The following is a 25,220-nucleotide window of genomic DNA, read 5'->3' as shown; positions in this document are numbered from 1 at the left end:
GATGTTCCCGCCGCGTGACAGGGGGCGCATGACAGGAACGGGCGCCGGCGATACAGCTAGGCGCGTGCAGCCCGACAACCTTCCGCTGCGCCGGGGCTGGACCACCGGCGCCTGCGCCACGGCGGCGGCCAAGGCCGCCTTCGCCGCGCTGCGCACCGGCGCCTTCCCCGACCCGGTGGCCATCACCCTGCCGCGCGGCGAGCGCCCGGCCTTCGCCCTGGCCGAGCACGCCCTGCTGCCGGATGGCGGCGCCATGGCCGCCGTGGTGAAGGATGCCGGCGACGATCCGGACGTGACGCATGGCGCCCTGATCCGCGCCACGGTGCATCGGCTGCCGCCCGGCTCCGGCGTGGTCTTCGCCGCCGGGGAAGGGGTGGGCACCGTCACGCTGCCCGGCCTGCCCCTGCCGCCCGGCGAGCCCGCCATCAACCCCATGCCGCGCGCCATGATCCGCGCCGCCCTGGCGGAGGTGGCCGGCGCCGAGGCCGATGCGCTGGTGGAAATCTCCATCCCCGGCGGCGCGGCGCTGGCGGAGCGGACCATGAACCCGCGCCTCGGCATCCTGGGCGGGCTGTCCGTGCTGGGCACCACCGGCATCGTGGTGCCCTATTCCTGCGCGGCCTGGATCCACTCCATCCATCGCGGCATCGACGTGGCGCGGGCGGCGGGCCTCGCCCATGTGGCCGGCGCCACCGGCAGCACCAGCGAGGAGGCCGTCCGCCGCCACCATGCCCTGCCCGAGCAGGCGCTGATCGACATGGGCGACTTCGTCGGCGGCATGCTGAAATACCTGCGGGCGCACCCGGTGCCGCGCGTCACAATCGCGGGGGGCCTGGCCAAGCTGACCAAGCTGGCCCAGGGGCGGCTGGACCTGCATTCCCGCCGCGGCGCGGTGGACCTGCCGGCGCTCGCCGCCCTGGCGCACGAGGGGGGCGGCAGCGAGGCGCTGGCGGCCCGCATCGCCGCCGCCAACACGGCGCTGGAAGCCTTCACCCTGGCGCGGGAGGAGAGCATCGCCCTGCCGGCGGCGGTGGCGGAGCGGGCGCGCCTGGTCGCGCAGCGCGTGGTGGAGGGCGGCCCCATCCGCGTGGATGTCGCCCTGTTCGGGCGGGACGGCGCGCTGCTGGCGGAAAGCGTGGCGCCTGGGTAGAGCAAATCCCGGTCAGGCGGGTTCACCCGATCGGGTGAAGATGCCCGCACAAACCATGAGCCAGAGCATTCGCGGTGAGCATGGGCGAACGGAGAATGCTCCGGCTACTCGCCCCGCCCGCGGAAGCGGCGCTGGTAGTCCGTGCTGTAGAGCGCGCTCTCGCGGAAGCCCTCCGGCGCCAGGGCCGGCCCCACCAGGATCAGCGCCGTGCGCTCGGCCGGGGCCTCCGCCATCCGCGCCACGATGTCGCCCAGCCTGCCGCGCACCACCCGCTCATCCGGCCAGGAGGCGCGCACCACGACGGCCACCGGGCAGTCCGCGCCGTAGAGCGGGGTCAGCGTCTCGACGATCCGGCCCAGCGCGTGGATCGCCAGGTGCAGCGCCAGCGTGGCGCCCGTGGCGCCGAAGGCTTCCAGCGTCTCGCGCGGGGGCATGGCGGAGGCGCGGCCGGAGATGCGCGTCAGCACCACGCTCTGCGCCAGCTCCGGCACCGTCAGCTCCCGCCCCAGGGCGGCGGCCGCGGCGGCGAAGGCCGGCACGCCGGGCGTGACCGTGTAGGGGATGCCGTGCTTCTCCAGCCGCCGCACCTGCTCCGCCATGGCCGACCACACGGACAGGTCGCCCGAATGCAGCCGCGCCACGTCCTGCCCCGCCCGGTGGGCGCGGAGGAGCTCGGCCTCGATGGCGTCGAGGTCGAGCGGCGCCGTGTCCACCAGCCGGGCGCCGGGCGGGCAATGCGCCAGCAGCGCCGGCGGCACGATGGAGCCGGCGTAAAGGCAGACCGGGCAGGCAGCCAGCAGGTCCCGGCCCCGCAGCGTGATCAGGTCCGGCGCGCCGGGGCCGGCGCCGATGAAATGCACGGTCATCGCGTTCCTATTCCTCCACCGAGAGCGCGCAGGTCACGCCCTCCCCGGCGATGCGCGGCAGCGCCAGCCGCCCGCCCAGGGCCAGGGCGCAGCCCTCGGCGATGGCGGCGTAGCCGGTGGCGCGGCGCGCAGTCTCGGATGGGGTGGGGCAGCGGGGCTGCGCGGCGCTCAGCGCCTCCTCCTCCACCCAGTGCAGCGGCAGGCCGAGCGTGGCGGCGGCCTCGGTCAGCGCGGCCACGTCGCGGCGGAACCAGGGGGCGGCCAGGGCGCCGACGCGCAGGCCGGAGCGCTGCTCGGCCTCGCGGACCAGGGCGACCACAGCAGAAGCAGAAACGCCGGGGCGGGCGCCTAACCCCGCCACGGCCAGGGGAGGCGCTGCCTCCCCTGGACCCCACCGCTGGGGAGACAGTGTCTCCCCAGACCCCGCCATCGGTTTCTCAGCCGCGTATTGCGTCACGGTCATGGCGGGGCGGAAGGCGCGCATGGCGCCGACACGGTCCAGGCGCTCCACGCCGAGGCGCGCCAACGCGCCACCCCAGCGGTCCTGGGCGGCGTAGAGCACGGCCTCGGTTTCCAGCGTCACGGCATTGGCCACCAGGCGGCCACCGGGGCGCAGCGCCTCCCAGGCCGCCTCCAGCACGCCGGGCCGGGCGCCGCCGCCGCCCACGAACACGGCGTCCGGCGCGGGCAGGCCGGCGAGACCGTCTGGCGCGGCCTGCCGAACCAGGCGCAGCCCGGGCACGCCCAGCGCCAGCGCGTTGCGCGCCGCCTGCGCCGCCCGCTCGGGCCGGGGCTCCAGCCCGATGGCGCGGTTGGCCGGGTGCCGCAGCATCCACTCGATGGCCACCGAGCCGCTGCCGCAGCCGATGTCCCACAGCAGCTCGCCCTGGCGCGGCGCCAGCATGGCCAGCGTCACCGCCCGCACCTCGCGCTTGGTGATCTGCCCGTCCTGCTCGAAGGCATCCTCCGGCAGGCCGGGCGCCAGCGGCAGCACCCGCGCGCCGGGGCCGGGCACCACCTCCAGCGCCAGCATGTTCAGCGGGTCCGGCGCGTGGGCGAAGCCGGCGGCGGTGGTGTCGTGGCGGCGCTCGCGCGGGCCGCCCATCGCTTCCAGCACCGCCATCCGCGTCGGGCCGAGGCCGAGGCCGCGCAGCAGCGCCGCCACCTGCGCGGGCGTCTCCGCATCGGCCGAGAGCGCCAGGATGCGCGCGCCCGGCTGCAGCAGCGGCACCAGCCGCTCCAGCGGCCGGCCGCAGAAGGACAGGGTGGCGCAGTCCTGCATCGCCCAGCCCAGCCGGGCGCAGGCCAGCGCGAAGGCCGAAGGGGCGGGCAGGCACAGGAACTCCTCCGGCGGAACGTGCCGCGCCAGCGTGGCGCCGATGCCGAAGCAGAAGGGATCGCCCGAGGCGAGCACCGCCGTCGGCCGGCCGCGCCGCGCCAGCAGGGTGGGCAGCCCGGCCAGCATCGGGCTGGGCCAGGGATGGGCGGAGCCGCGGATATGCCCCGCCGCCAGCGCCAGGTGGCGCTGTCCGCCGAACACCGCCTCCGCCCCTTCCAGCAGCGCCCGCGCCGCGGCGGGCAGTCCCTCGACGCCGTCCTCGCCCAGCCCGATGATGGAAAGCCAGGGTGTGCTGTTCATGGCGAGGCGCGATGCGGGTTCTGCTGCTGGGGGGAACGACGGAGGCACGGGCGCTGGCCCGCTCCCTGGCCGGCGATGCGCGCTTCCGGGCCACCCTGTCCCTGGCCGGCGCCACGCGGGCGCCCTTGGCGCAGCCCCTGCCGGCGCGGATGGGCGGCTTCGGCGGCGTGGAGGGGCTGGCGGCATTCCTGCGCGCGGAGGGCATCGGGGCGCTGGTGGACGCCACCCACCCCTTCGCCGCGCGGATGACGCGCAACGCCGCCGGGGCCGCCGCGGTGGCGGGCGTGAAGCTGCTGCGGGTGGCGCGCCCCGCCTGGCGCCCCGGCCCCGGCGACAACTGGGCCGAGTTCCCGGACATGGCCGCCATCGCCGCCGCCCTGGGGGAAACGCCGCGCCGCGTCTGGCTGACGGTGGGGCAGAAGGAGCTGGCGCCCTTCCGTGCCGCGCCCTGGCACCGCTACCTGATCCGCAGCGTCGATCCGCCGGCGCCGGAAAGCCTGCCGCCCCAGGCCACCGTGATCACCGCCACCGGCCCCTTCGCGCTGGACGGCGAGCGCGCCCTGCTGCGCGAGCACCGCATCGAGGTGCTGGTCAGCAAGAATTCCGGCGGCACCGCCACGCAGGCCAAGCTCCTGGCGGCGCGCGAGGCCGGGCTGCCGGTGCTGCTGCTGGCCCGCCCGCCCGATCCGCCGGGGCTGGCCACGGTGCCGGACGCGGCCTCGGCGCTGGCCTGGCTTCACGGGCTGCTCGCCGAGCGCGGCGCGTAGAGCCAGGGGCGCTGGCCCCTCCCGCGCGAAATCAGCCGGCTCTGCGCCGTGCCCACCAGCACCAGGGTGCGCATGTCCGCCCGCGCCGGGTCGGCCTCCGCCAGGGGCTGGATCCCGAGCGCCTCGTCCGGCCGGCTGACGGCGGTGGCGAAGGCCACCGGCACCGTGCCGGGCAGGATGCCGCGCAGGATCTCGAAGGCGCGCCCGAGCTGCCAGGGCCGCGCGCGCGAGATGGGGTTGTAGAGCGCGACCACGAAGCCCGCCTCCGCCGCCGCCTGGAGCCTGCGCTCCACCAGCGCCCAGGGCTTGAGGTTGTCGGACAGCGAGATGGCGCAGAAATCATGCCCGAGCGGCGCGCCCAGCCGCGCGGCGGCGGCGAACATGGCCGAAAGCCCCGGCAGCACCGCGATGTCCAGCGCGCGCCACGCCTCCGGCCCGCTCTCCAGCGCCTCGAACACCGCGCTGGCCATGGCGAAGACCCCGGCATCGCCGGAGGAGACCACCGCCACCCGCGCGCCCTCCGCCGCCAGGGAAAGGGCGTGGCGGGCGCGCTCCAGCTCCTGGCGGTTGTCCGTCCCGTGGCGGCGCTGGCCGGGGAGCAGCGGCACGCGGGCGACATAGGGGCCATAGCCGATGATGTCCGTGGCCTCCGCCAGGGCCGCGCTGGCCTCCGGCGTGCGCAGCGCGCCGGCGCCGGGGCCGAGGCCGATCACCTTCAGCCAGGAGGAGGGCGGCGCGGCGTCGCCCGGCATCAGCGGGCGCCCTGGCGGCCGGGGATGAGGACGAGCGAGAAATAGGGGGCGGGGCTGTCGTCGCGCGCGGCCAGCGGCATCACCACCTCGCCGGGCATGGTGCCGCGCTCGGCATAGATGGCGCGCTCCGTCAGGCCCAGCGCCGCCAGCACGGCGCGCAGCTTGGGCAGGTTGCGGCCGAGCTTCATCACCACCGCCGCGTCGCAGCCGCGCAGCGCCTTGGCGAGCGCCTCCGCCGGCATGGTGGCGGGCAGGACGGAAAGGACATCGTCGCCATGCACCATGGGGGCGGCGGCGCGCGACCAGCAGCCGGACATGGCGGTGATGCCCGGCGTCACCGCGACGGGAAAGCGCGCCCGCAGCCGGTCAAACAGGTACATGGCCGAGCCGTACAGGAACGGGTCGCCCTCGCAGAGCAGCGCCACGTCCTCCCCGGCCGCGAGGCGCGCGGCCAGCGCCCCGGCGCAGTTGTCGTAGAAGGCCGTCATGCCCTCGGCATATCGGGCATCCTCCACCGGGATCTCGGTGGTGTGGGGATATTCGAAGCGCAGCGCCTCGGCCGCCGGATTGAGGTGCGGCGCGGCAATGGTGACGGCATGCCCCACCCGCCCGCGCCGGGCGAAGAAGGCATAGGCCGGCGCCCGCCCCAGGATGCGCGCGGCGCGCAGCGTCACCAGCTCGGGGTCACCCGGCCCGACGCCCAGGATGTGCAGCGTCCCGCTCATTCGCGCTCGGTCGCCAGCGCGTTGACGGCGGCGACCGCCATGGCGCTGCCGCCCTGCCGGCCTTCCACGATCATCCAGGGCACGCGGTTCCACGCCGCCAGCGCCGCCTTCGACTCGGCGGCGCCGACGAAGCCCACCGGCAGGCCGATGATGGCCGCTGGCAACGGCGCGCCGGCATCCACCAGCTCCAGCAGGTGGAACAGGGCGGTGGGCGCGTTGCCGATGGCCACCACCGCGCCGCCCAGCCTTTCCCCCCAGAAATCCAGCGCGGCGGCGGAGCGGGTGTTGCCGATGGCGCGCGCATGCTCTGGCACGCGCGGGTCGTCCAGCAGGCAGAGGATCTCGTTGTCGGCGGGCAGGCGCGGGCGGGTGATGCCCTGCGCCACCATCTTGGCGTCGCACAGCACCGGCGCGCCGGCGCGCAGCGCGGCCTCGGCGGCGGCGGTGAAGCCGGGGGCGAAGCGGATGTGCCGCGCCACCTTCACCAGCCCACAGGCATGGATGACGCGCACCGCCACCCGCGCCTCGGCGGGCGAGAAGCCGGCAAGGTCCGCCTCTGCCCGGATGGTGGCGAAGGACTTCTCGTAGATCGCCGCGCCGTCGCGGATGTAGTCGTAGCCGCTCATTCCGTGTCCCGTTCGGCCGCCGCCCCGGCGCTTTCCAGCTCGGCCGCCGCTTCGGCCAGGGTGAGCCCGGTGCGCCGCGGCGTGTCTCCGGCGCGGGCGTGGCGCAGCAGGGCGTAGCCATCCGGCGCCGCCACCAGCACCGCCGCCGCCGCGCCGGGATGCGCGCAGCCTTTGGCGCAGCCGGAGAGATGCAGCAAGCCCCGCTCTGGCACCGCGCCGCGCGCCAGCAGCGCCAGGGCATCGGCGCGGGTGTCGGCCTGGCCGCTGGCGCAGCCCGCGCTGCCGGGGCAGGCGACGATGCGCAGGCGCGGGTCGGCGGGCTCGGTGATCCAGCCCTGGGCGGCGGCGCGCAGCGCGGCGGGGCGCGTGACGCCCGCCAGCAGGATGGCGCGCCAGGGCGTCAGCCGCAGCGTGCCGTCGCCGAATTCCTTTGAGAGTTCCGCCAGGGCGCGGAGGGCGGCGGCATTCATCTGACCGAACGGAGGGGCGAGGCCGAAGGCGCCGCGCGCCATGCCGGGATAGGGGTGGAAGCCCACGGGGGCGGGCGAGGGCGCTGCCTCGGGCGCGGCGGGAAGGCCGGCGAGGCCGGTGCCGGCGAGGAGGGCCCCGGCGCCGTGGAGGCGCAGCGCCTCACGCAGACGGCGGCCGCCGGTGGCGCGGAAATTTTCTGTCAACCGGGCCAGGGCGGCGGGTGTCACGCCGGGCAGGGGCAGGCCGGGGAGGTGGAGCACGGCCCCGCCATCCGGGGCGAGGCGCAGGGTGATGTCGGACTCCACCCCCGCCAGCGGCAGCACGCCGCCGCCATCCAGCACGGCGCCGAACTTGCCGGGCAGCGGGCCGGATCCGGCGAGGATCGCGGAGAGCGCCGCGTGCCATCCGGGCAGGGCGGGGGAAAGGCTCGGGTCGTCGCCCATGAGCGGGGAGGCGATGATGTTGCGGCGGCCTTCCCGCCCCGGATCGGGATCGGCGAGGCTCGCCGCCACGATGGGCGTGGCCAGGGCGTCCGGCTGCGTCACGCCGCGCAGTTGCAGGTTGCCGCGGTTGGTCAGCTCCACCGGGCCGGGCGCGATCTCCGCCAGCAGCCGCGCCTGGGCCGCCGTGATGCGGTTGCCGAAGGGCTTGACGCGCAGCAGCAGCCCGTCCCCCGTTTCCATCGGCGCGAAGAGATGCGGGCACCACCCCCTGACCGATGGCGGGGTCCGGGGTGACACTGTCACCCCGGCGGGAGGGTCCGGGAGGGCGGCGCCCTCCCGGGGCTCAGACGTCGTTGCGCCTGGCATGCCACAGCCCCCTGCTTCGTGCCTCGTCGAAGCGGGCCCTGAGCGCTTCCAGCGCCTCCGGATTGTGTTCCTCCATGAACCGCACCACGGCCTCGTCCCCGATCGTGGCGTCATGCAGCAGGTCGAACTGCCGGTCGAAGCGCGCGGGCAGGGTGGCGGCGAAGCCGTGCAGCGCCTCGATGGCGCGGGCGATCCCGGCGGCGCCCTGGTGGCCGTGGCGCATCATGCCGGCGATCCAGGCCGGGTTGGCGGCGCGGCCGCGCACCACGCGGGCCACCTCCTCGGGCAGGGCGCGCAGGCGCGGGGCGCCGGGCCGCGCGGTGTCGGCGTGGTAGAGGGCGGGGGCGGCGCCGAGCAGCGAGGCCGCCGCCGCGAAGCCGCCGGCATGGGCGGCGATGTCGGGGCTTTCCAGCAGGTCGGTCTCGGCGTGGTCCTGGCTGTGCAGAAAGGCATCGGCGAGCGCGAGCCGCGCCTGGAGCGCCTCCGGGGCGGCGGTGCCGTCCAGCCCCTGGCCATAGGCGGCGGCGGAGTTCGCGATCCAGGCGCGGCCGAGATCCTCCCGCCGCTCCCACGCACCGCGCGCCAGCATCTCCTCGACGCCCGTGCCATAGGCGCCGGGCGCGGCGCCGAAGACCCGCGCCGTGGCCTGCCGCAGCGCCGCCCCTTCGAGGCCCCGCGCGGCGGCGGCGAGCGGGTTCCACTCCGCTGCCTCGTCGCGCGCGGCGACGGCGCGCACCGCCTCGTCGAACAGCGCGATCTGCGCCGGGAAGGCGTCGCGGAACAGGCCGGAGATGCGCAGCGTGACATCGACGCGCGGCCGGTCCAGCAGGGCCAGCGGGATGATCTCCACGCCGGTGACGCGGGCGGAGGTGTTGTCCCACACCGGGCGGGCGCCGAGCAGCAGCAGGGCGAGCGCCAGGTCCTCGCCGCCGGTGCGCATGGTGGCGCTGCCCCACAGGTCGATCACCATGTGGCGGGGCCAGTCGCCCTGGTCCTGGCGGTGGCGGCGCAGCAGCTCGGCGGCGGCCTTCTCGGCCAGGGCGAGCGCGGAGCGGGTCGGCACGCCGCGCGGGTCGATGCTGTAGAGGTTCCGCCCCGTGGGCAGCACGTCGGCGCGGCCCCGCGTGGGCGCTCCGGCGGGGCCGGGCGCGATGAAGCGGCCATCCAGCGCGTCCAGCAGCGCGGCGCGCTCGGCGGGGGGCGAGGCGTCCAGCCGCGCGGCATCGAAGCCGGGGGTGGCGCGGCACAGGGCCTCCAGCAACAGGGCGCGCCGCTCCGGCGCCGGGGCGCGGCCGAAGACGTGCAGCCCGTCGCGGATCTGCAATTCCTTCACGTCGCAGAGCCAGGCGTCGAGGCGGGACAGCGCCTCCTCCTCCGGGATGTCGCGCGGGATGTGGCCCTCGGCCAGCAGCCCCGCCTCCTCGGCGCGCTCCAGGATGGTCCGGCGCAGCAAGGCGGTGCGGCGGCGGTCCAGCCCGTCGGCGGCGGCATATTCGTCGATCAGGCGCTCCAGCTCGGCGGCGGCGCCGTGGTGGCCGGCGGATTTCAGCGGCGGCGTCAGGTGCCCCAGCGTGACGGCGCCGAGGCGGCGGCGGGCCACGGCGGCCTCGCCGGGATTGTTGGCGATGAACGGGTAGATGACCGGCAGCCCGCCCAGCAGCGCGGCGGGGGCGCAAGCCCCGGAAAGCGCCACGGCCTTGCCGGGCAGCCATTCCAGCGTGCCGTGGGTGCCGAGATGCACCAGCGCATCCGCCCGCCGCCGCAGCGCCAGGTAGAAGGCGACGTAGCCGTGGCGCGGCGGCGTGTCGGGGTCGTGATAGGCGGCGGAACGGTCCAGCGCGCCGCCGCGGTCCGGCTGCACCGCCAGGAGCAGGTGGCCGAGGCGCAGGTGGCGGGCCTGGAAGGCGCCGTCCCGGCAGGCGGGGTCGTCGGCCGGGTCGCCCCAGGCGGCGGTGATCCGGTCCGCGAGCGCGGCGGGAAGTGCGGCGAAGGCGGCGCGGTACTCGGCGAGCGGCAGGAAAGGGGATGGCTCGCCGCGCACCAGGGCATGGGCAAGCGCCGCGGCACCGGGCCGTGCTTCCCCGGCCGTGTAGCCACCGGCGGAAAGATCCTCGAGCAGGGCGGCGAGGCTGGCGAAGGAATCGAGGCCGACGGCATGGCCCGCCTGCCCGCCCACCGCCGGGTAGTCGGACAGCAGCACGGCGATCCGGCGCGCGGCGCGCGGCGTGGCGGCGAGGCGCGCCCAGCCCAGGGCACGGCCGGCGGCGAGCGCGATGCCGGCCTCGTCCGGCGCCAGCAGGGTGCGGGATTGTTCCAGCCCGGGCAGCTTCTCCGCTTCCGCCTTGAAGCCGATGGCGGCGGTGAGCAGACGGCCATCCAGCTCCGGCAGCACCACCTGCATGGCGAGGTCGCCCTGCGACAGGCCGCGCGGCGAGGCTTCCCACAGCGCGCGCGCGGCGCCGGACAGGATGAGCTGGAGGATGGGCGCGCGGGCTGCCTCCAGCGGCGAGGCGCCGTCCTGCCGGGCGGAGAAGGCGGTGGCGTTCAGCACCACGGCGGGGCGCCAGGATGCCAGCTTCTCCCGCGCCAGGGCGGCGGAAGCGGGCTCCTTCAGGCTGGCGACGAAGAGGCCGCGCACCCGCAGGCCCCGCGCGCGCAGGGCGGCGGCGAGCGCCAGCATCGGCGCGATGTCGCCCGAGAGCAGGTGCGAGCGGTAGAAGACGATGACGGCCTGCGGGTCGTGCTCCTCCGCGCCCAGGGCGTGCTCGCCGCAGGAAGGAAGCGGCAGGGGCGCGGCGCCATCGTCCGGGCCGAGGCCGGCCCAGTGCGCGGCGAGGCGCAGCGCCGCCGCCAGGTTGTTCGGCCCGCCGGCGGACAGGAGGGCGTCCATCCGCGCATACGCCGCGGGCGGCACGGTGGAGAGGGCGGCGAGCTTCTCGTCGTCCCGCCCGTCGCCGGGAAGGAGGGCGAGGGGGATGCCTTCGCGGCGGCACAGGGCGGCCACTTCCTCGGCGCCGTAGCGCCAGTACTCCAGTCCGCCGAGCAGGCGGATGACCACGCAGCGGGAGCGTGCCAGCGTGTCCTCGGCGTAGAGGTCCACCGACATGGGGTGGCGCAGCCGCGCGAGATTGGCCAGCCGCAGCGCCGGGCGCGGCTCGGGCAGCAGGGACCAGCCCATGGCGGCGGCGCCGAGATCGCTGTCGCTGAAGGACAGCAACACGATGTCGGCGGGAGCGTGGCCAAGATCCTCGGCCTGCTCCGTCTCGTCCAGACTGCGCGTTTCGCGAAGCAGGAGATGCATGGTTTTCGTTCTTTTTTGGAAAAAAGAACCAAAAAACTTCTGTCAGTTTGGCGCCCGATTGTTATGTGCGTGACGCCAAACTCGAAAAGTCTTTTTGCTTCTTTTTCTTCAGAAAAAGAAGATGCTTACTGCAAGATCGCCTTCGCGATCGCCTCCTGGTCCATCCCCGCCTGCCCGATGACGACGAGGTGCCCGTCGCGGTCATCCTTCCAGGGCTGGTCGAAATGTTGGCGGAAGCGGCGGCCCACGCCCTGCACCGCCAGCCGCATTGGCTTGCCCTTCAGCCGCACGAACCCCTTGATGCGCAGGATATCGTGCCGCGCGGCGACCTCGGGAAGGCGACGCAGCAGTTCGTCGGCGGAATCGTATTCCGGCAGCACCAGCACGAAGCTCTCGAAATCGTCGTGCTCATGCGCGCCGTCCTCCGCGTCGTGATGGGAGGGGCGGCTGGCCAGGTCGTCCTCGGCGGCGGCGGCGAGGCCCAGCAGGACATCCGGCGCGAGCGCGCCCTCCTTCGCCGGCACCACCTTCACCGCGCGCGGCAAGTGGGTGGCGATCTCGGCGCGCAGCGCGGCGATGGCGGCCTCGTCCAGCAGGTCGGCCTTGTTGAGCACGACGATGTCGGCCGCGGCAAGCTGGTCCTCGAACACCTCGGCCAGCGGGTTGTCGTGGTCCAGCGAGGGATCGGCGGCGCGCTGGGCGGCGACGGCCTCCGGGTCGTCGGCGAAGCGGCCCTCGGCGGCGGCGGGGCCGTCCACCACCGCCACCACGCCATCCACCGTGACGCGGGAGCGGATGGCGGGCCAGTTGAACGCCTTGATCAGCGGCTTGGGCAGCGCCAGGCCCGAGGTCTCGATCAGGATGTGCTCGGGCGGGTTCTCGCGGCCGAGCAGCGCCTCGATGGTGGGGATGAAGTCGTCGGCCACGGTGCAGCACAGGCAGCCATTGGCCAGCTCGACGATGTTCTCCGCCTCGCAGCCGGGAATGCCGCAATCCTTCAGCGTCTCGCCATCGACGCCGAGGCTGCCGAACTCGTTGACGATGATGGCGATGCGCCGGCCACCGGCATGCTGCATCAGGTGGCGCAGCAGCGTGGTCTTTCCGGCGCCGAGAAAGCCGGTGACGATGGTGGCGGGCACCTTCTCGAGTGCGCTCATGCGGCGTTGTCCTTTGAGGGTTCGGCGAGGGAGGGAAGGCGGCCCAGCACGGCGCCGCGCAGCGATTCCGGGCGGCGGGAGGGCAGCACGGCGCCGGTGGCGTGCGCCGCATAGGTCTCGCCATAGGCCAGCAGGTCACCGGCCAGGGCGGGGGACAGGTGGCCGAGCAGGTAGCTCCACTTGCCCGGCTGGGTCATCGCGGCGGCGCAGCCCTGGCGGCAGACGGACAGGCAGGTGACGGGGCGCAGCTCCACCGGCGGCGCCGGGTGGGCGGCCAGGGCGTGTTCCAGCGCGTCCAGCATGTGGCGGCCGGGCGGGGTCTCGCCTTCGGCCAGGGGCTGGCCGGCGCGGCAGGTGGTGCAGACCAGCAGGACCGGCTTCGGCAGGTCGTGCTGTGGCGTATCCGGCATCCGAAACCTCAGCCCAGAAGAGGGGCACCCGCAGGGGCCCGGCGCGCATGAGGTGCCGACCGCCCGGGCGGAAAGCGCCGCCCGGGTCGAGGCGCCCGGGGGATGACGCCCGAGCACATCGCCGCCCGCCGGGGCACCCCGCCCGGTGGCACGATCCTATGGGTGATGGCAGGTCTCCTGGCTCGCGGATCAGGCGCGGAGCGCCGGCCTTCCCAGGGCCGGGGCGGCCCTAGTGGCGTGGTGGCGAGCCGCTTTCCGCCTACAGTTGCGGGGGCAGCCGCGGCATGGGGCGCCCCTGGCGTGGCGCCCGTCACCGCATTCCCTTTTCACCTTCCGCAACGGGAAGGACCATCGCGGGTTTGGTAGGCGGCGGAGGGGAGGGAGTCAAACCTTCCCTCCGCCGCCCGGCGCCGCTGCTGTACTTCCTGGCCTGCGCCGAGTTCTTGCAAGCCGGGAGAGCGATTTCATGAATACAGTAAATGAACGGCAGGAGTCCCGCGCCAAAAATAAACCAGGAAAGGTTTTATTTTTCCAAGAAATATACGGGTGGATTTCCGATGTATTCTAAGGCTTCGCGATTTTTTGATTTTATTGGTGATGCGCTTTTCCCGGGAGGATTTGCGGCTTGGGGTGGACAATTTCCCGCGTGACCCCTAGATAGGCCGCACCAGACAAAGGCGGCTGCACAGAAATGTGTCTTTTTCGGGGCGGGCCGGTGAGGCCTGCAGCCCGATTGGCCCGTTCGGCCCATGGCCCGGGCGGGCCCCGCCTTCCGACCAACCCCATGGAGGTGATGCCGGCCGCAAAGGCGGAAGGCAGGCCACGAGGACGCCAGACGACTCATGGAACCAGAAACTCCCCCCCCTTCAGGGGACGATGCCCCGTCCCCGGTGAAGATCGCGCTCCGCAACGTCTTCAAGGTGTTCGGCGACCAGCCGGACGAGGCCATCCGGATGGTCCGCGAGGGCCGCGGAAAGGACGAGATCCACGCCGAGACCGGCTGCACGGTCGGCGTCAACGATGCCAGCTTCGACATCCATGCCGGCGAGATCTTCGTCATCATGGGCCTTTCGGGCTCCGGCAAGTCCACCCTGCTGCGCCTGATCAACCGGCTGATCGAGCCTTCCGCCGGCGAGATCCTCGTCGATGGCCAGGACATCACCCGCATGTCGCGGCGCGAGCTGATCGAGCTGCGCCGGCGCGACATGAGCATGGTGTTCCAGTCCTTCGCCCTGCTGCCCAACCGCACCGTGCTGGACAACGCCGCCTTCGGCCTGGAGGTGGCGGGCGTCGCGGAGGCCGAGCGCCATGCCAAGGCGCTTGCCGCGCTGAAGGGCGTGGGGCTCGAGGCCTATGCGCAGAGCCGCCCCGACCAGCTCTCGGGCGGGATGAAGCAGCGCGTCGGCCTCGCCCGCGCCCTGGCGAGCGAGCCCACCGTGCTGCTGATGGACGAGGCCTTCTCCGCCCTCGACCCGCTGATCCGCACCGAGATGCAGGACGAGCTGCTGCGCCTGCAGTCCGAGCAGAGCCGCACCATCATCTTCGTCAGCCACGACCTCGACGAGGCCATGCGCATCGGCGACCGCATCGCCATCATGCAGCACGGCGTGGTGGTGCAGGTGGGCACGCCGGACGAGATCGTCATGAACCCGGCGAACGACTATGTCCGCTCCTTCTTCCGCAACGTCGATGTGAGCCAGGTGTTCCGCGCCGGCGACATCGCGCGCGAGACGCAGGTGACGCTGATCGAGCGCCGCGGCATGGCCATCCCCGCGGCGCTCGAGCGGATGCGCCGGCATGACCGCGACTTCGCCATCATCGTCGGGCGCGACAAGAAGTACCACGGCATGGTCAGCGCCGAGTCGCTTTCCCGCGCCGCGCGCAGCGGCGAGGCGGACCCCTACCACCGCGCCTTCCTGACCGATGTGCAGCCGATCGACGCCGCCGACACCCTGTCCGACGTGATGGGGCGCGTGGCGCAGAGCCCGCACCCCGTGCCGGTGGTGGACGCCGACCGCCGCTACATCGGCTCGATCAGCAAGTCCGCCCTCCTGATGTCCCTCGACCGCTCCGGCAACTGAGCGCCGAACCCGAAGGATCGCACATCATGCAGGATCTCGACCTGGGCATCGGCGATGGCGCGGATGCCGCCGTCAACTACGTGCTCGACCACTTCACGCCCATGCTGGACGGCATCGCCGCCGGCATCGGCTTCGTCACCGACGGCATCCGCGATGCCCTCACCGCGCTGCCCATGCCGGCGGCGCTGCTCGCCATCGCGCTGCTGGCGCTGTGGCGGGTGGGCTGGAAGTTCGCCATCTTCGCCGTCGCCGCGCTGCTGCTGATCGGCGGCATGGGGCTGTGGGAGCGGATGATGGAGACGCTCTCCCTCGTGCTCGCCGCCACCATCATCGCCATCGCGATCGGCGTGCCGCTCGGCATCGCCATGGCGCGCAGCGGCGCGGTGCAGATGGTGGCGCGGCCGGCGCTCGACCTGATGCAGACCATGCCGGCCTTCGTCTACCTCATCCCGGCCGCCATGTTCTTCGGCCTGGGCGCCGTGCCGGGCACCATCGCCACCGTCATCTTCGCCATGCCGCCGGTGGTGCGGCTGACCAATCTCGGCATCCGCCAGGTGCATGCCGAGTTCATCGAGGCCGGCCTCGCCTTCGGCTGCACGCCGTCTCAGCTCCTGCTGAAGGTGCAGATCCCGAACGCGCTGCCCTCGATCATGGCCGGCATCAACCAGACCATCATGCTCTCGCTGTCCATGGTCGTCATCGCCTCGATGATCGGCGCGGGCGGGCTCGGCAACACCGTGCTCACCGGCATCCAGCGGCTGGATGTCGGCACCGGCTTCGAGGGCGGGCTCGCCGTCGTGGTGCTGGCCGTGCTGCTGGACCGCATCACCCAGAGCTTCGGCCAGGCGGGGCACGGCTTCCGCTTCCGCCAGCTCTTCGCGGGGCGCGGGTGAGAACCCTGCGGGGGGAAGGGAACTTCCCCCGGCGCCCCTTCCTCCTTCTGTCACGTCCCGGGCCGGCTCCGGCCATGTGCCCCAAGCAACAGGAAACACGCATGCTCATCAACAAGCGCGCCCTTCTCGGCCTTTCCGCCGGCCTCGCCACCACCCTCACGGCGCCGGGGCTGCTGCGGGCCCAGTCCGCGCGCGGCGTGAAGCTCGGCTTCGCCCCCTGGACGGATGCCGAGTTCATCACCCGCCTCGCCGCCCGGCTGATCGAGGAGCGGCTCGAAACCAGGGTCGAGCTGATGCAGAGCGACATCGCCCCGCTCTACCAGGGCCTGACCCGCGGCGACGTGGACGCCATGCTGATGTGCTGGCTGCCGGAAACCCATGCCGACTACTGGAAGCGGGTGGAAGGCAAGGTCGAGCGCCTCGGCACGCTGTATTCCGGCGCCAAGCTGGGCTGGGTGGTGCCGCGCTACGTGCCGGAGGCCGAGCTGGCCTCGATCGCCGACCTCGCCAAGCCGGAGGTGCGGAGCAAGCTCGGCGGCCGCGTCCAGGGCATCGAGCCGGGCGCCGGGCTGACCCGCCTTTCCAAGCAGGCGGTCGAGACCTACGGCCTCAAGGACTACACCCTCCAGGAGGCCAGCGAGGCGGCCATGCTGAGCGTGGTGGACCGCGCCATGCGCGGCGAGCGCTGGGTGGTGGCCACCGCCTGGAGCCCGCACTGGATGTTCGGCAAGTACGAGCTGCGCTACCTGGCCGACCCGAAGGGCGCGCTGGGCGCCGCCGAGGAGGTGGTGGCGCTCGGCCGCCAGGGCCTGCGCGAGGCCAACCCCAAGGTCGCCGCCTTCCTGTCGCGCCTGAACATGCCGCTCGACGAGCTGGAGGGCGCGATGCTGGTGGCGCAGGAGAAGTCCTTCGACGAGGCCGTGGGCCGCTACATCGAGAACAGCGCCGAGCGCGTGGACAGCTGGCTGGAAGCGGCCTGACCCCACCGCGCGGGCAGGCGGAACGGCCGGGAGGATCATCCTCCCGGCCTTTTTCGTGCCGCCGCCATCCCGCCCTCCGCCATTCCGCCGGAGGGCGATCTGCCGTAATGAGCTGCCGCATGAGCTTCACCCTCGTCCTGGGCGGCGCGCGCTCCGGCAAGTCCCGCCACGCGGAGGCGCTGGTCGCGCGCCATCCCGCCCCTTGGGCCTACATCGCCACGGCCGAGGGCTGGGACGACGAGATGCGCGCCCGCATCGCCGAGCACCGGGCGCGGCGGGACGGGCGGTGGGAAACGCTGGATGCGCCGCTCGGCCTGCCCGCCGCCCTGGCCGGGATCGGCACCCGCCCGGCGCTGGTGGATTGCCTGACGCTGTGGCTGACCAACCTGATGCTGGGCGAACACGACACCGAGGCCGCCACGGAGGCGCTGGAGGATGCGCTGGCCGCGCGCGGCGCGCCCACCGTGCTGGTGGCCAACGAGGTCGGGCTCGGCATTGTGCCGGAGAACGCGCTGGCCCGGCGCTTCCGCGACGCGGCCGGCGTGCTGAACCAGCGGCTGGCGTCGCGCGCCGCGCATGTGCATTTCATCGCGGCCGGGCTGCCGCTGGTGCTGAAGGGGGAAGCATGACCGGGGACGAGGACGCCGCCCGCCACCGCGAGAAGATGGCGAGGCGCAAGGCCGTGCAGGATGCCGAGGTGGCGGCCAAGACGGTGGAGAAGGGCCTGCTGATGGTCCACACCGGCGCCGGCAAGGGCAAGAGCACGGCGGCCTTCGGGCTGGCGCTGCGGATGCTGGGGCGCGGCCGGCGCGTCGGTGTCGTGCAGTTCATCAAGGGCGCCTGGAGCACGGGCGAGCGCGGCCTGCTGGAAGCCTATGCCATGCTGGAATGGCACAGCATGGGCGAGGGCTTCACCTGGGAAACCCAGGACCGCGCGCGCGACATCGCCGCCTGCCGCCGCGCCTGGGAGCAGGCGCGGCGCATGATGGCGGAGCCCGGCCTCGGCCTGCTGGTGCTGGACGAGTTGTGCATCGCGCTGCGCTACGACTACCTGCCGCTCGACGAGGTTCTGGCCGGCCTCGCCGCCCGCCCCGCCGGGCTGCATGTGGTGGTGACCGGCCGCAACGCGCCGCAGCCCCTGCTGGACGCCGCCGACACCGTGACCGAGATGAAGCCGGTGAAGCACCACTTCGCCGCGGGCGTGAAGGCGCAGGAAGGCATCGAGTTCTGAGGGGCCGCATGCGTCCGGGAAGCTGGCGGCCGTGACCAGGGCGGTGATGTTCCAGGGCACCGGCTCCTCCGTCGGCAAGTCCCTGCTGGTGGCTGGCCTGGCGCGGGCGCTGGCGCGGCGCGGCCTGCGGGTGCGGCCCTTCAAGCCCCAGAACATGTCCAACAACGCCGCCGTGGCGGCGGATGGCGGCGAGATCGGCCGCGCGCAAGCCTTGCAGGCGCGCGCGGCGGGCGTGCCGCCCAGCGTCCACATGAACCCCGTGCTGCTGAAGCCGCAAAGCGAGACCGGCGCGCAGGTGGTGGTGCAGGGCCGCGTCCATGCCACGGCCCGCGCGCGGGAATACCAGGCGATGAAGCCGTTCCTGATGCCCTTCGTGCTGGACAGCTTCGCGCGCCTGCGCGCCGAGGCGGACATCGTGCTGGTGGAGGGCGCCGGCAGCGCCTCCGAGATCAACCTGCGCGCCGGCGACATCGCCAATATGGGCTTCGCCCGCGCCACGGGAACGCCCGTCGTGGTGGTGGGCGACATCGACCGCGGCGGCGTCATCGCGGCCCTGGTCGGCACGCGCGCGGTGCTGGAGGCGGCGGATGCGGCGCTGGTGCGCGGCTTCATCGTCAACCGCATGCGCGGCGACCTTTCGCTCTTCGCCGAGGGCATGGCGCAGATCGCCGCGCGCACCGGCTGGGCGCCGCTCGGGCTGGTGCCCTTCTTCGGCGACGCGCGCCGCCTGCCCGCCGAGGACGCGCAGGACCTGATGGACCACCTGCCGCGCCGCCCCGGCGCGCGCTGCCGCATCGCCGTGCCCGTGCTGCCGCGCATCAGCAATTTCGACGACCTCGACCCGCTCGCCGCCGAGCCCGCCGTGGACCTCATCCTGCTGCGCCCCGGCATGCCGCTGCCGGGGGATGTGGACCTCGTCATCCTGCCCGGCTCCAAGGCTACCATCGCCGACCTCGCCGCGCTGCGGGCGGAAGGGTGGGACACCGACATCCGCGCGCACCACCGGCGCGGCGGGCATGTGCTGGGGCTGTGCGGCGGCTACCAGATGCTGGGGATGAGCCTGGACGACCCGGGCGGCGTCGAAGGCCCGCCCGGATGCGTCCCCGGCCTCGGCCTGCTGGCGATCGACACCGTGCTGGCGGGCGACAAGCGGCTGGAGCGCGTGGCGGGCACCACGCTCGCCGATGGCATCCCCTTCCAGGGCTACGAGATGCATATCGGCCGCAGCACGGGCGCGGACACGGCGCGGCCGCTGCTGGCGCTGGAGGGGCGGGTGGACGGCGCGGTCTCGGCCGACGGGCGGGTCGCCGGCACCTATGTGCACGGGCTCTTCGCCGATGATGCGCAGCGGGGGGCGTGGCTGGCGCGGCTGGGTGCGAGCGCCGCGCCGGGAAGCTACGAGGCGGAAATAGAAGCGACGCTGGATGCGCTGGGGGCGCATCTGGAGCAACACGTCGATATCGGTGCGCTGCTGGGGCTCTGAACGAGGAACCGAGGGAGAATGAATTCTCCCTCGGGCTCCCTCGTCTTTTCCCTGTCGGTTCAGGCGGCGGCGCGGGATTCCGGCGCGGCGAGGCCGATCTTCCCGAACTCGCCGAACACATGGTCGGCCCAGCAGGCGATGTCGCAGCCCTGCACGGCCTTCTCCATCCGGCGCATCCGCTCGGCGGCCTCGGCCCGCGGCATGTCCAGCGCCTCGTCCAGCGCGCGGTCGAGGTTGCGCCGGGAATAGGGGTTGGTCAGCACCGCGTCCGGCAGCTCCACCGCGCAGCCGGCGAACTCGGACAGCACCAGCGCGCCCGGCGTGCCGGCCTTGGCCGCCACATATTCCTTGGCCACCAGGTTGAGCCCGTCGCGCAGCGGCGTGGTCAGGCAGATGTCGGCGGCGTGGTAGTAGGAGAGCAGCGTCTCGAAGGGGATCGAGTTGCTGAACAGCACCACCGGCGTCCAGTCCAGCTTCGAGAAGCGGCCGTTGATGCGGCCCGCCGTCGCCTCGATGTCGCGCTGCGTGTCGTCATAGACCTTCATCGAGGCCGCGGCGCGCACGGAGGTGACCACCAGCTTCACCTGCCCGACCAGCTCCGGCCGCCGCTCCAGCAGCCGCTCGAAGCCTTCCATCGCCTCGATCATGCCCTTGGTGTAGTCGGTGCGGCCGACGGCCATGATCATGCGCCGCTCGCCCAGCCCCTCGCGGATCTCGCGCTGGATGGCGCGGCTGGCGGGCTTCTCCACGACGCTGCGGATCAGCGCGGCGTCGGTGCCGACGGGCGCGCTGTCCAGCGCCACGTCGCGTCCGCCCACGCGCAGCCTCACCGGCATGTCGGGCTCCGACAGCGCCTGCCCCATGGCGCCGAAGGCCGGGTCCACCGGCACGCTCTCGGCGATCTCGGCCCCCGCCAGGGCGCGCGCCAGCTCGGCGAAGTTGCGGGCGTAGCGCGGGATGTGGAAGCCCACCAGGTCGCAGGCGAGGAGGCTGTCCAGGATCTCCTGCCGCCAGGGCAGGATGTTGAACACGTCCGCCGCCGGGAAGGGCGTGTGGTGGAAGAAGGCGATCCGCGCCTTCGGCTTCAGCGCGCGCAGATAGGCCGGCACCAGCCACAGATTGTAGTCGTGGACCCAGATGACGGCGTCGTCCTCCGCCTGCGCGGCGGCAGCCTCGGCGAACTTCCGGTTCACCGCGCGGAAGGTGTCCCAGTCCACGTTGTCGTAGCTGAACAGCCAGGGGAAGGAGTGCAGCACCGGCCACAGCGCCTCCTTGGAGGTGACGTGGTAGAAGCTCTCCACCTCTTCCGGCGTCAGCGGCAGGCGGGAGACGGTGTAGCCGCCATTGACGTCGTCGATGTGAACCACTCGCTCGAACGCCTCGCCGGGCCGCGCGTGCTTCCACGCCACCCAGGCGCCGGCGCCCGGCTCGGTGCGCTGGAAGAAGGACTTCAGCGTCGGCACGATGCCGTTCGGGCTGCGGTTGGGGCGGAACACGGTGCGGCCGTCCTCCACCGCCTCCTCATAGGGCTGCCGGTGATAGACGATGACGAGGGAAGACTTCTTCGTGCTCATGCCACGGCCTCCGGCTGCAGGTTGAAATGGCGGATGGCGTCCGCGATGCCCGCGGCGCCCGGCTCTGGCGAGCGGTAGATGCCCTCCACCCCGCGCAGCGCCTCCACAAGGCGCGGCTCGGAATTGCCGACGGCGACGCCCTTCAGCCCCGTCTGGAACAGGGAAAGGTCGTTCATCGTGTCGCCCGCCGTCAGCACGCGGCTGGCGGGCAGGCCCAGCGCCTGCACCAGCCGCAGCAGCGTCGGGCCCTTGGCGATGCCGCGCGGCAGCACGTCGAGAAAGGTGTCGGCGGACAGGATGCAGTCGAAGCCGGCCTCCTCCACCTTGCGCACCGTCCCGGGGCGCAGCACGGCGGGGTCGTAGTAATAGCTCATGCGGTGGCGGAACGGCGTGGGCTGCGGGCGCAGGCCCGGCTCGCCTTCCAGCATGGCGCGCACCCGCTCGCCGGAATCCGCCCAGCGCGCGGCGATCTCGGCTTCCAGCGTCGGGATCGGCCGGAAGGTGGCGCCGTCGAACACCGAGGTGCCGACATCGCCGATGATGTAGCGCGGCCGCGGCATGCCGGGCTGCGCCACCAGCTCGCGGACGAAGCCGATGTCGCGGCCGGTGACGAAGATCAGCAGCGCGTCGTCGCGTGCCGACAGCGCGGCATAGAGCGCGCGGCGCTGCGCGTCGGAGCCGCCGAGGAAGGTGCCGTCGAGGTCGGTGGCGAGGATCAGGCCCAGGTGGTTCATGCGCGGCCCGCTCACGCGAACACCCGCCTCGCCTGCGGCGCGGACAGGGCCGGGTGGGCGATGCTGGCGCGGTGCTCCAGCGCGCGCGGCTCGGCGCGCAGCGGGCCGGTGAGCAGCGCGGCGATGGCGCGCTCCACCGGAAGGCCGCGGTGGACGATGCGGTCCACCGCCTCGCAGATCGGCATCTGCACGCCGAGGCGCTGGGCGAGCGCCAGCACGGAGCGGGCATTGGCCACCCCCTCCACCACCGCGCGCCCGATCGCCCCCTGGGCGGCGCCCGGCGCCCGGCCGGCGCCCAGCGCCTTGCCGAAGGAGAAGTTGCGCGACTGCTCGGAGGAGCAGGTGAGCATCACGTCGCCGGCGCCGGACAGGCCCAGCACCGTCTCTGCCCGGCCGCCCAGCGCCACACTGAGGCGGCTGATCTCGGCCAGCCCCCGCGCCAGCAGGGCGGCGCGCGGGTTGGAGCCCATGCCGCGCCCGGCGATGATGCCGGAGGCCACGGCGAGCACGTTCTTGACCGCGCCGCTGACCTCGACGCCCACCGGGTCGTCGGACAGGTAGGGGCGGAAGGTCTCGCTGGCGAAGGTGACGGCGACGCGGCCGGCCAGGTGGTCCTCGGCGAACAGGTCCTGCGGGCCGCCAGGGCCGGCGGCGGCGATGGTCACGGCGGTCGGCTGGTCCTCCGCCACCTCGGCGGCGAAGCTCGGGCCGGACAGCACGGCCTGCGGGCGGCCCGGCATCTCCTCGGCCACCACCTGGGTCATCAGCGCGCCGCTGCCGGCCTCGACGCCCTTGGAGCAGACGACCACGGGAACGCCAGGCGGCAGCAGCGCCTCGACCCGCGCCGCGACGGCGCGCAGGTGCTGCGAGGGGATCACCAGCACGGCCAGCCCGGCGCCGCGCAGCGCCGCGTCCAGCGCGGTGGTGACGGCGATGGCGCGGGGGATCTCATGGCCGGGGAGGAAGGGGTTGCGCCCGGTGCTGCCGATCTCGGCCGCGGCGCTCTCTTCGCGGATCCAGAGGCTGGTGCTGCGGCCGGCGCGGTGCGCGGTGAGGGCCAGGGCGGTGCCCCAGGCGCCGCCGCCGATCACGGCGACATGGCTGAAGGGGGTGGGGTCGTGAAGGGGGGTGGTCTGGGTGGCGGATCCGGTGTTGGGCAACGGAAGGGCCTCCATGTCTTGGCGGCCGGGACGCGAGGGCGCGAAGGGCCGCGAGGGAGCAGAGCAGATGCGGCCTCGGCCGCTGATGGATGAGATCTCTCGAAAGGTTTGAGGCGATAAGCTGCTGTGCTGCGCCGCAAAAATCAAGTGAAGATTAAGGCAAATCCGAGGCAGAAAGTAAAATCAGAGATGAATGAGGGAATGGATTTGGGGTATATTTGCTGAATGCGGGCCGGATCGGCTTTTCAGGAAGCGGCGCGGCGCGTGGAAGTGAGCGCCATGTTCTGGCGCAGCCTATCCATTTTCTGTCCTGATCTTCGGATTGATCGGCCAAAGTAAGCGCGGCCCGTTTTACAGCCCGCCATTCAGCCGCCGCAGAAAGCGAGAGCCAGGCCGGCCAGCGCCAGCACCGCCGCGCCCTGCGCTGCGCAGGCGCGCCGGTAGAGTGCCAGGGCGCGGCGCAGATCGGCCGGCCTCGCCTCGGCCCGGCCATCCCCCATCCAGCCATCCTCGACACGGGTGGCGCCATAGACGCGCGGGCCGGCCAGGCGCAGGCCCAGCGCCCCCGCCATGGCCGCCTCCGGCCAGCCGGCATTGGGCGAGCGGTGGTGCCGCGCATCCCGCCGCACCGCGCGCCAGGCGCCCCGCGCGTCCGCGCCGCGCGTCGCCGCCGCCGCCAGGATGATCCAGAGCGCGGCGAGGCGCGAGGCGGGCAGGTTCACCAGGTCGTCCAGCCGGGCGGCGGCCCAGCCGAAGGCCTCGTGCCGCGGCGTGCGGTGGCCGATCATGCTGTCGGCGGTGTTGACGGCCTTGTAGAGCACCGCGCCCGGCAGGCCGAGCGCGCCGCACCAGAAGGCCGGCGCCACCACGCCGTCCGAGAAGTTCTCGGCCAGGCTCTCGATGGCGGCGCGCGACACGCCCGCCTCGTCCAGCGTGGCGGGGTTGCGGCCGACGATCATCGCCACGGCGGCGCGGCCGCCTTCCAGCCCCCGTTGCTCCAGCCCCTCGGCCACGGCGGCCACATGCTCGTGCAGGCTGCGCTGCGCCGGTAGGGTGGCGGCCAGCAGCGCCAGCAGGGCCACGGCCAGCGCCAGGGGCAGCGCCGCCAGCAGCGCCGCCTGGGCCAGCGCCGCCGGCAGGCCGCAGAACAGCAGCAGCAGAACCAGCGCCAGCACGCCGCCCGCCTTGCGGCGGGCGAAGGGATGCGCCTCGCGGTTCAGCGCGCGGTCCAGCCGCGCGATCAGCGCGCCCATCCACACCACGGGATGGCGGATGGCGGAATAAAGCGGCCTGGGGTAGCCCAGGGCGGCTTCGAGCAGCAGCGCCCCGGCGAGGATCATCAGGGTGACGTGCAACGGGGCCATGGCGCGGTCCGAGGAAAGGGGCAGGGGCTAGCATGGTGGCGGACGGGTTGGAACATGGCGGGCGGCTCGGCGCGGCGCGGCGGCGGTTTCCCGGCGCGCCGGAGCCGTTCCTGGACCTGTCCACCGGCATCAACCCTATCCCCTGGCCGGTGCCGCCGCTGCCGCCCACGGCCTTCGCCCGGCTGCCGGAGCCGGAGGAGGAGGCGGCGCTGCGTGCCGCGGCCGCCACGGCCTACGGCGCCGTCAGCCCGGAGATGGTGGCCGCGGTGCCGGGCACGCAGCTTCTGATCCAGCTCCTGCCGCGCCTGTTCCCGCGGCCGGCGCTGCGCGTGCTGTCGCCCACCTATGCCGAGCACGCCGCCTGCTGGCGCGCCGCCGGCACGGCGGTGGAGGAGGTGGCGGAGTTCGGCGCGCTGGAGGGAGCAGGGGACAGGGGAGGTGCCGCGCTGCTGTGCAACCCCAACAACCCCGATGGCCGCCGCTTCCCGCCCGGGGCGCTGCGCGCCCTGGCCGAGCGGATGGCGGCGCGCGGCGGCCTGCTGGTGGTGGACGAGGCCTTTGCCGAGCTGGAGCCGGACATGCCGGGCCTGGCCGGGCTGCTGCCGCACCCGGCGCTGATCCTGCTGCGCTCCTTCGGCAAGAGCCATGGGCTGGCGGGGCTGCGGCTGGGCTTCGCGCTGGCCGCGCCGGAGCGGGCGGCGGCGATCCGCGCGGCGCTGGGGCCCTGGGCGGTGTCCGGCCCGGCGATCGCCATCGGCCGTGCCGCGCTGGCCGATGCGGCGTGGCGCGAGGCCGCCGCCCTGCGCCTCGCGCGCGATGCGGCGCGACTGGACGCGCTGCTGGAAGGGGCGGGGCTGCGCGTGCTGGGCGGCACGCGCTTGTTCCGGCTGGCCGAGGGCGATGCCGCCCACTGGCATGACCGGCTGGGCCGCGCCGGCATCCTGGTGCGCCGCTTCTCGGCCCGGCCGCGCTGGCTGCGCTTCGGCCTGCCCGGCGATGAAGCGGCCTGGGCGCGCCTCTCGAATGCCCTAATCTGATGGCGGGGTC

General features: G+C 73.8%; 22 protein-coding genes, 1 pseudogene and 1 riboswitch. Of the genes and pseudogenes, 9 read left to right on the top strand and 14 right to left on the bottom strand.

Annotated features, from left to right (window positions below):
- The first annotated feature begins 28 nt into the window (after nt 1-28).
- Complete coding sequence (locus tag CR162_RS14230) at nt 29-1,150, top strand: cobalt-precorrin-5B (C(1))-methyltransferase (RefSeq protein ID WP_099096199.1); 1,122 nt, start codon at nt 29-31, stop codon at nt 1,148-1,150.
- 104 nt (nt 1,151-1,254) lie between these two features.
- Here the strand turns inward: CR162_RS14230 and cobM are convergent, their stop codons facing one another.
- The 3 genes and pseudogenes from cobM to cbiE form a co-directional block, all read right to left on the bottom strand.
- Nucleotides 1,255-2,016, bottom strand: a complete 762-nt coding sequence (gene cobM / locus CR162_RS14225) for a precorrin-4 C(11)-methyltransferase (protein WP_099096198.1) — start codon at nt 2,014-2,016, stop codon at nt 1,255-1,257.
- A 7-nt stretch (nt 2,017-2,023) separates the two neighbouring features.
- A complete protein-coding gene (locus CR162_RS22860; protein ID WP_245870373.1) occupies nt 2,024-2,446 on the bottom strand; it encodes a cobalamin biosynthesis protein in 423 nt (140 codons plus the stop codon).
- Nucleotides 2,441-3,655 (bottom strand): annotated as a pseudogene (gene cbiE, locus CR162_RS14220) (precorrin-6y C5,15-methyltransferase (decarboxylating) subunit CbiE); the annotation flags it as partial. The pseudogene cbiE and the gene CR162_RS22860, both read right to left, overlap by 6 nt.
- 11 nt (nt 3,656-3,666) lie before the next feature.
- Here cbiE and CR162_RS14215 point away from each other — a divergent pair.
- The gene (locus CR162_RS14215; RefSeq protein ID WP_099096196.1) at nt 3,667-4,422 is read left to right on the top strand and encodes a cobalt-precorrin-6A reductase; all 756 of its coding nucleotides are present in this window, start codon (nt 3,667-3,669) and stop codon (nt 4,420-4,422) included.
- Here the strand turns inward: CR162_RS14215 and cobJ are convergent.
- The 7 genes from cobJ to CR162_RS14180 form a co-directional block, all read right to left on the bottom strand.
- A complete protein-coding gene (cobJ, locus tag CR162_RS14210) occupies nt 4,392-5,174 on the bottom strand; it encodes a precorrin-3B C(17)-methyltransferase (RefSeq protein ID WP_099096195.1) in 783 nt (260 codons plus the stop codon). The two genes, CR162_RS14215 and cobJ, sit on opposite strands and share 31 nt — an antisense overlap.
- On the bottom strand, nt 5,174-5,899 hold the full coding sequence (locus CR162_RS14205; protein ID WP_099096194.1) for a precorrin-2 C(20)-methyltransferase: 726 nt from the start codon (nt 5,897-5,899) through the stop codon (nt 5,174-5,176). The genes cobJ and CR162_RS14205 overlap by 1 nt, the downstream gene beginning before the upstream one ends.
- Nucleotides 5,896-6,525: a precorrin-8X methylmutase gene (locus tag CR162_RS14200; RefSeq protein WP_099096193.1), complete on the bottom strand. Its 630-nt coding sequence runs from the start codon at nt 6,523-6,525 to the stop codon at nt 5,896-5,898. Before CR162_RS14200 ends, CR162_RS14205 begins: the two co-directional genes overlap by 4 nt.
- Nucleotides 6,522-7,805, bottom strand: a complete 1,284-nt coding sequence (cobG, locus tag CR162_RS14195; protein ID WP_099096192.1) for a precorrin-3B synthase — start codon at nt 7,803-7,805, stop codon at nt 6,522-6,524. Before cobG ends, CR162_RS14200 begins: the two co-directional genes overlap by 4 nt.
- Nucleotides 7,783-11,106, bottom strand: a complete 3,324-nt coding sequence (gene cobN / locus CR162_RS14190) for a cobaltochelatase subunit CobN (protein WP_099096191.1) — start codon at nt 11,104-11,106, stop codon at nt 7,783-7,785. Before cobN ends, cobG begins: the two co-directional genes overlap by 23 nt.
- Nucleotides 11,107-11,231: 125 nt before the next feature.
- Nucleotides 11,232-12,263: a cobalamin biosynthesis protein CobW gene (gene cobW / locus CR162_RS14185; protein ID WP_099096190.1), complete on the bottom strand. Its 1,032-nt coding sequence runs from the start codon at nt 12,261-12,263 to the stop codon at nt 11,232-11,234.
- A complete protein-coding gene (locus CR162_RS14180; protein WP_099096189.1) occupies nt 12,260-12,673 on the bottom strand; it encodes a DUF1636 family protein in 414 nt (137 codons plus the stop codon). The genes cobW and CR162_RS14180 overlap by 4 nt, the downstream gene beginning before the upstream one ends.
- A gap of 150 nt (nt 12,674-12,823) precedes the next feature.
- Nucleotides 12,824-13,041: riboswitch (cobalamin riboswitch) on the bottom strand.
- 522 nt (nt 13,042-13,563) lie between these two features.
- On the opposite strand from CR162_RS14180, the gene proV reads away from it, so the two are divergent.
- The 6 genes from proV to CR162_RS14150 all read left to right on the top strand — a co-directional run bounded on the left by proV (nt 13,564) and on the right by CR162_RS14150 (nt 19,341).
- Nucleotides 13,564-14,754 (top strand): glycine betaine/L-proline ABC transporter ATP-binding protein ProV, encoded by a 1,191-nt coding sequence (proV, locus tag CR162_RS14175; RefSeq protein WP_456316218.1) that lies wholly within the window; start codon nt 13,564-13,566, stop codon nt 14,752-14,754.
- Between the two features lie 26 nt (nt 14,755-14,780).
- Nucleotides 14,781-15,647 (top strand): ABC transporter permease, encoded by an 867-nt coding sequence (locus tag CR162_RS14170; protein WP_099096187.1) that lies wholly within the window; start codon nt 14,781-14,783, stop codon nt 15,645-15,647.
- A 101-nt stretch (nt 15,648-15,748) separates the two neighbouring features.
- Entirely contained in the window at nt 15,749-16,627 is an 879-nt protein-coding gene (locus CR162_RS14165) for a glycine betaine ABC transporter substrate-binding protein (protein WP_099096186.1), read from the top strand.
- 119 nt (nt 16,628-16,746) lie between these two features.
- Nucleotides 16,747-17,256 carry a bifunctional adenosylcobinamide kinase/adenosylcobinamide-phosphate guanylyltransferase gene (gene cobU, locus CR162_RS14160; RefSeq protein WP_099096185.1) on the top strand — a complete coding sequence of 170 codons (510 nt, stop codon included), beginning with the start codon at nt 16,747-16,749 and terminating at the stop codon, nt 17,254-17,256.
- Complete coding sequence (gene cobO, locus CR162_RS14155) at nt 17,253-17,858, top strand: cob(I)yrinic acid a,c-diamide adenosyltransferase (protein ID WP_099096184.1); 606 nt, start codon at nt 17,253-17,255, stop codon at nt 17,856-17,858. Before cobU ends, cobO begins: the two co-directional genes overlap by 4 nt.
- Nucleotides 17,859-17,904: 46 nt before the next feature.
- Complete coding sequence (locus CR162_RS14150; protein WP_099096183.1) at nt 17,905-19,341, top strand: cobyric acid synthase; 1,437 nt, start codon at nt 17,905-17,907, stop codon at nt 19,339-19,341.
- A gap of 59 nt (nt 19,342-19,400) precedes the next feature.
- On the opposite strand, the gene ggpS is transcribed toward CR162_RS14150, so the two are convergent.
- From ggpS to cbiB, 4 genes are all read right to left on the bottom strand, one after another.
- Nucleotides 19,401-20,915: a glucosylglycerol-phosphate synthase gene (gene ggpS / locus CR162_RS14145; RefSeq protein WP_099096182.1), complete on the bottom strand. Its 1,515-nt coding sequence runs from the start codon at nt 20,913-20,915 to the stop codon at nt 19,401-19,403.
- On the bottom strand, nt 20,912-21,649 hold the full coding sequence (locus tag CR162_RS14140; protein WP_099096181.1) for an HAD family hydrolase: 738 nt from the start codon (nt 21,647-21,649) through the stop codon (nt 20,912-20,914). The genes ggpS and CR162_RS14140 overlap by 4 nt, the downstream gene beginning before the upstream one ends.
- An 11-nt stretch (nt 21,650-21,660) precedes the next feature.
- The gene (locus CR162_RS14135) at nt 21,661-22,809 is read right to left on the bottom strand and encodes an NAD(P)H-dependent glycerol-3-phosphate dehydrogenase (RefSeq protein WP_099096180.1); all 1,149 of its coding nucleotides are present in this window, start codon (nt 22,807-22,809) and stop codon (nt 21,661-21,663) included.
- Between the two features lie 365 nt (nt 22,810-23,174).
- On the bottom strand, nt 23,175-24,173 hold the full coding sequence (gene cbiB, locus CR162_RS14130) for an adenosylcobinamide-phosphate synthase CbiB (RefSeq protein WP_099096179.1): 999 nt from the start codon (nt 24,171-24,173) through the stop codon (nt 23,175-23,177).
- Nucleotides 24,174-24,205: 32 nt separating this feature from the next.
- Between cbiB and cobD the strand changes: the two genes are divergently transcribed.
- A complete protein-coding gene (gene cobD / locus CR162_RS14125; RefSeq protein WP_099096178.1) occupies nt 24,206-25,210 on the top strand; it encodes a threonine-phosphate decarboxylase CobD in 1,005 nt (334 codons plus the stop codon).
- Nucleotides 25,211-25,220: the final 10 nt, after the last annotated feature.

This window comes from Teichococcus rhizosphaerae, from assembly GCF_002631185.1.
In the GTDB taxonomy this organism is placed as follows: domain Bacteria; phylum Pseudomonadota; class Alphaproteobacteria; order Acetobacterales; family Acetobacteraceae; genus Pseudoroseomonas; species Pseudoroseomonas rhizosphaerae.
Note: the sequence above shows the minus strand (reverse complement) of the source record. Positions and strands in the feature narration are given on the sequence as shown.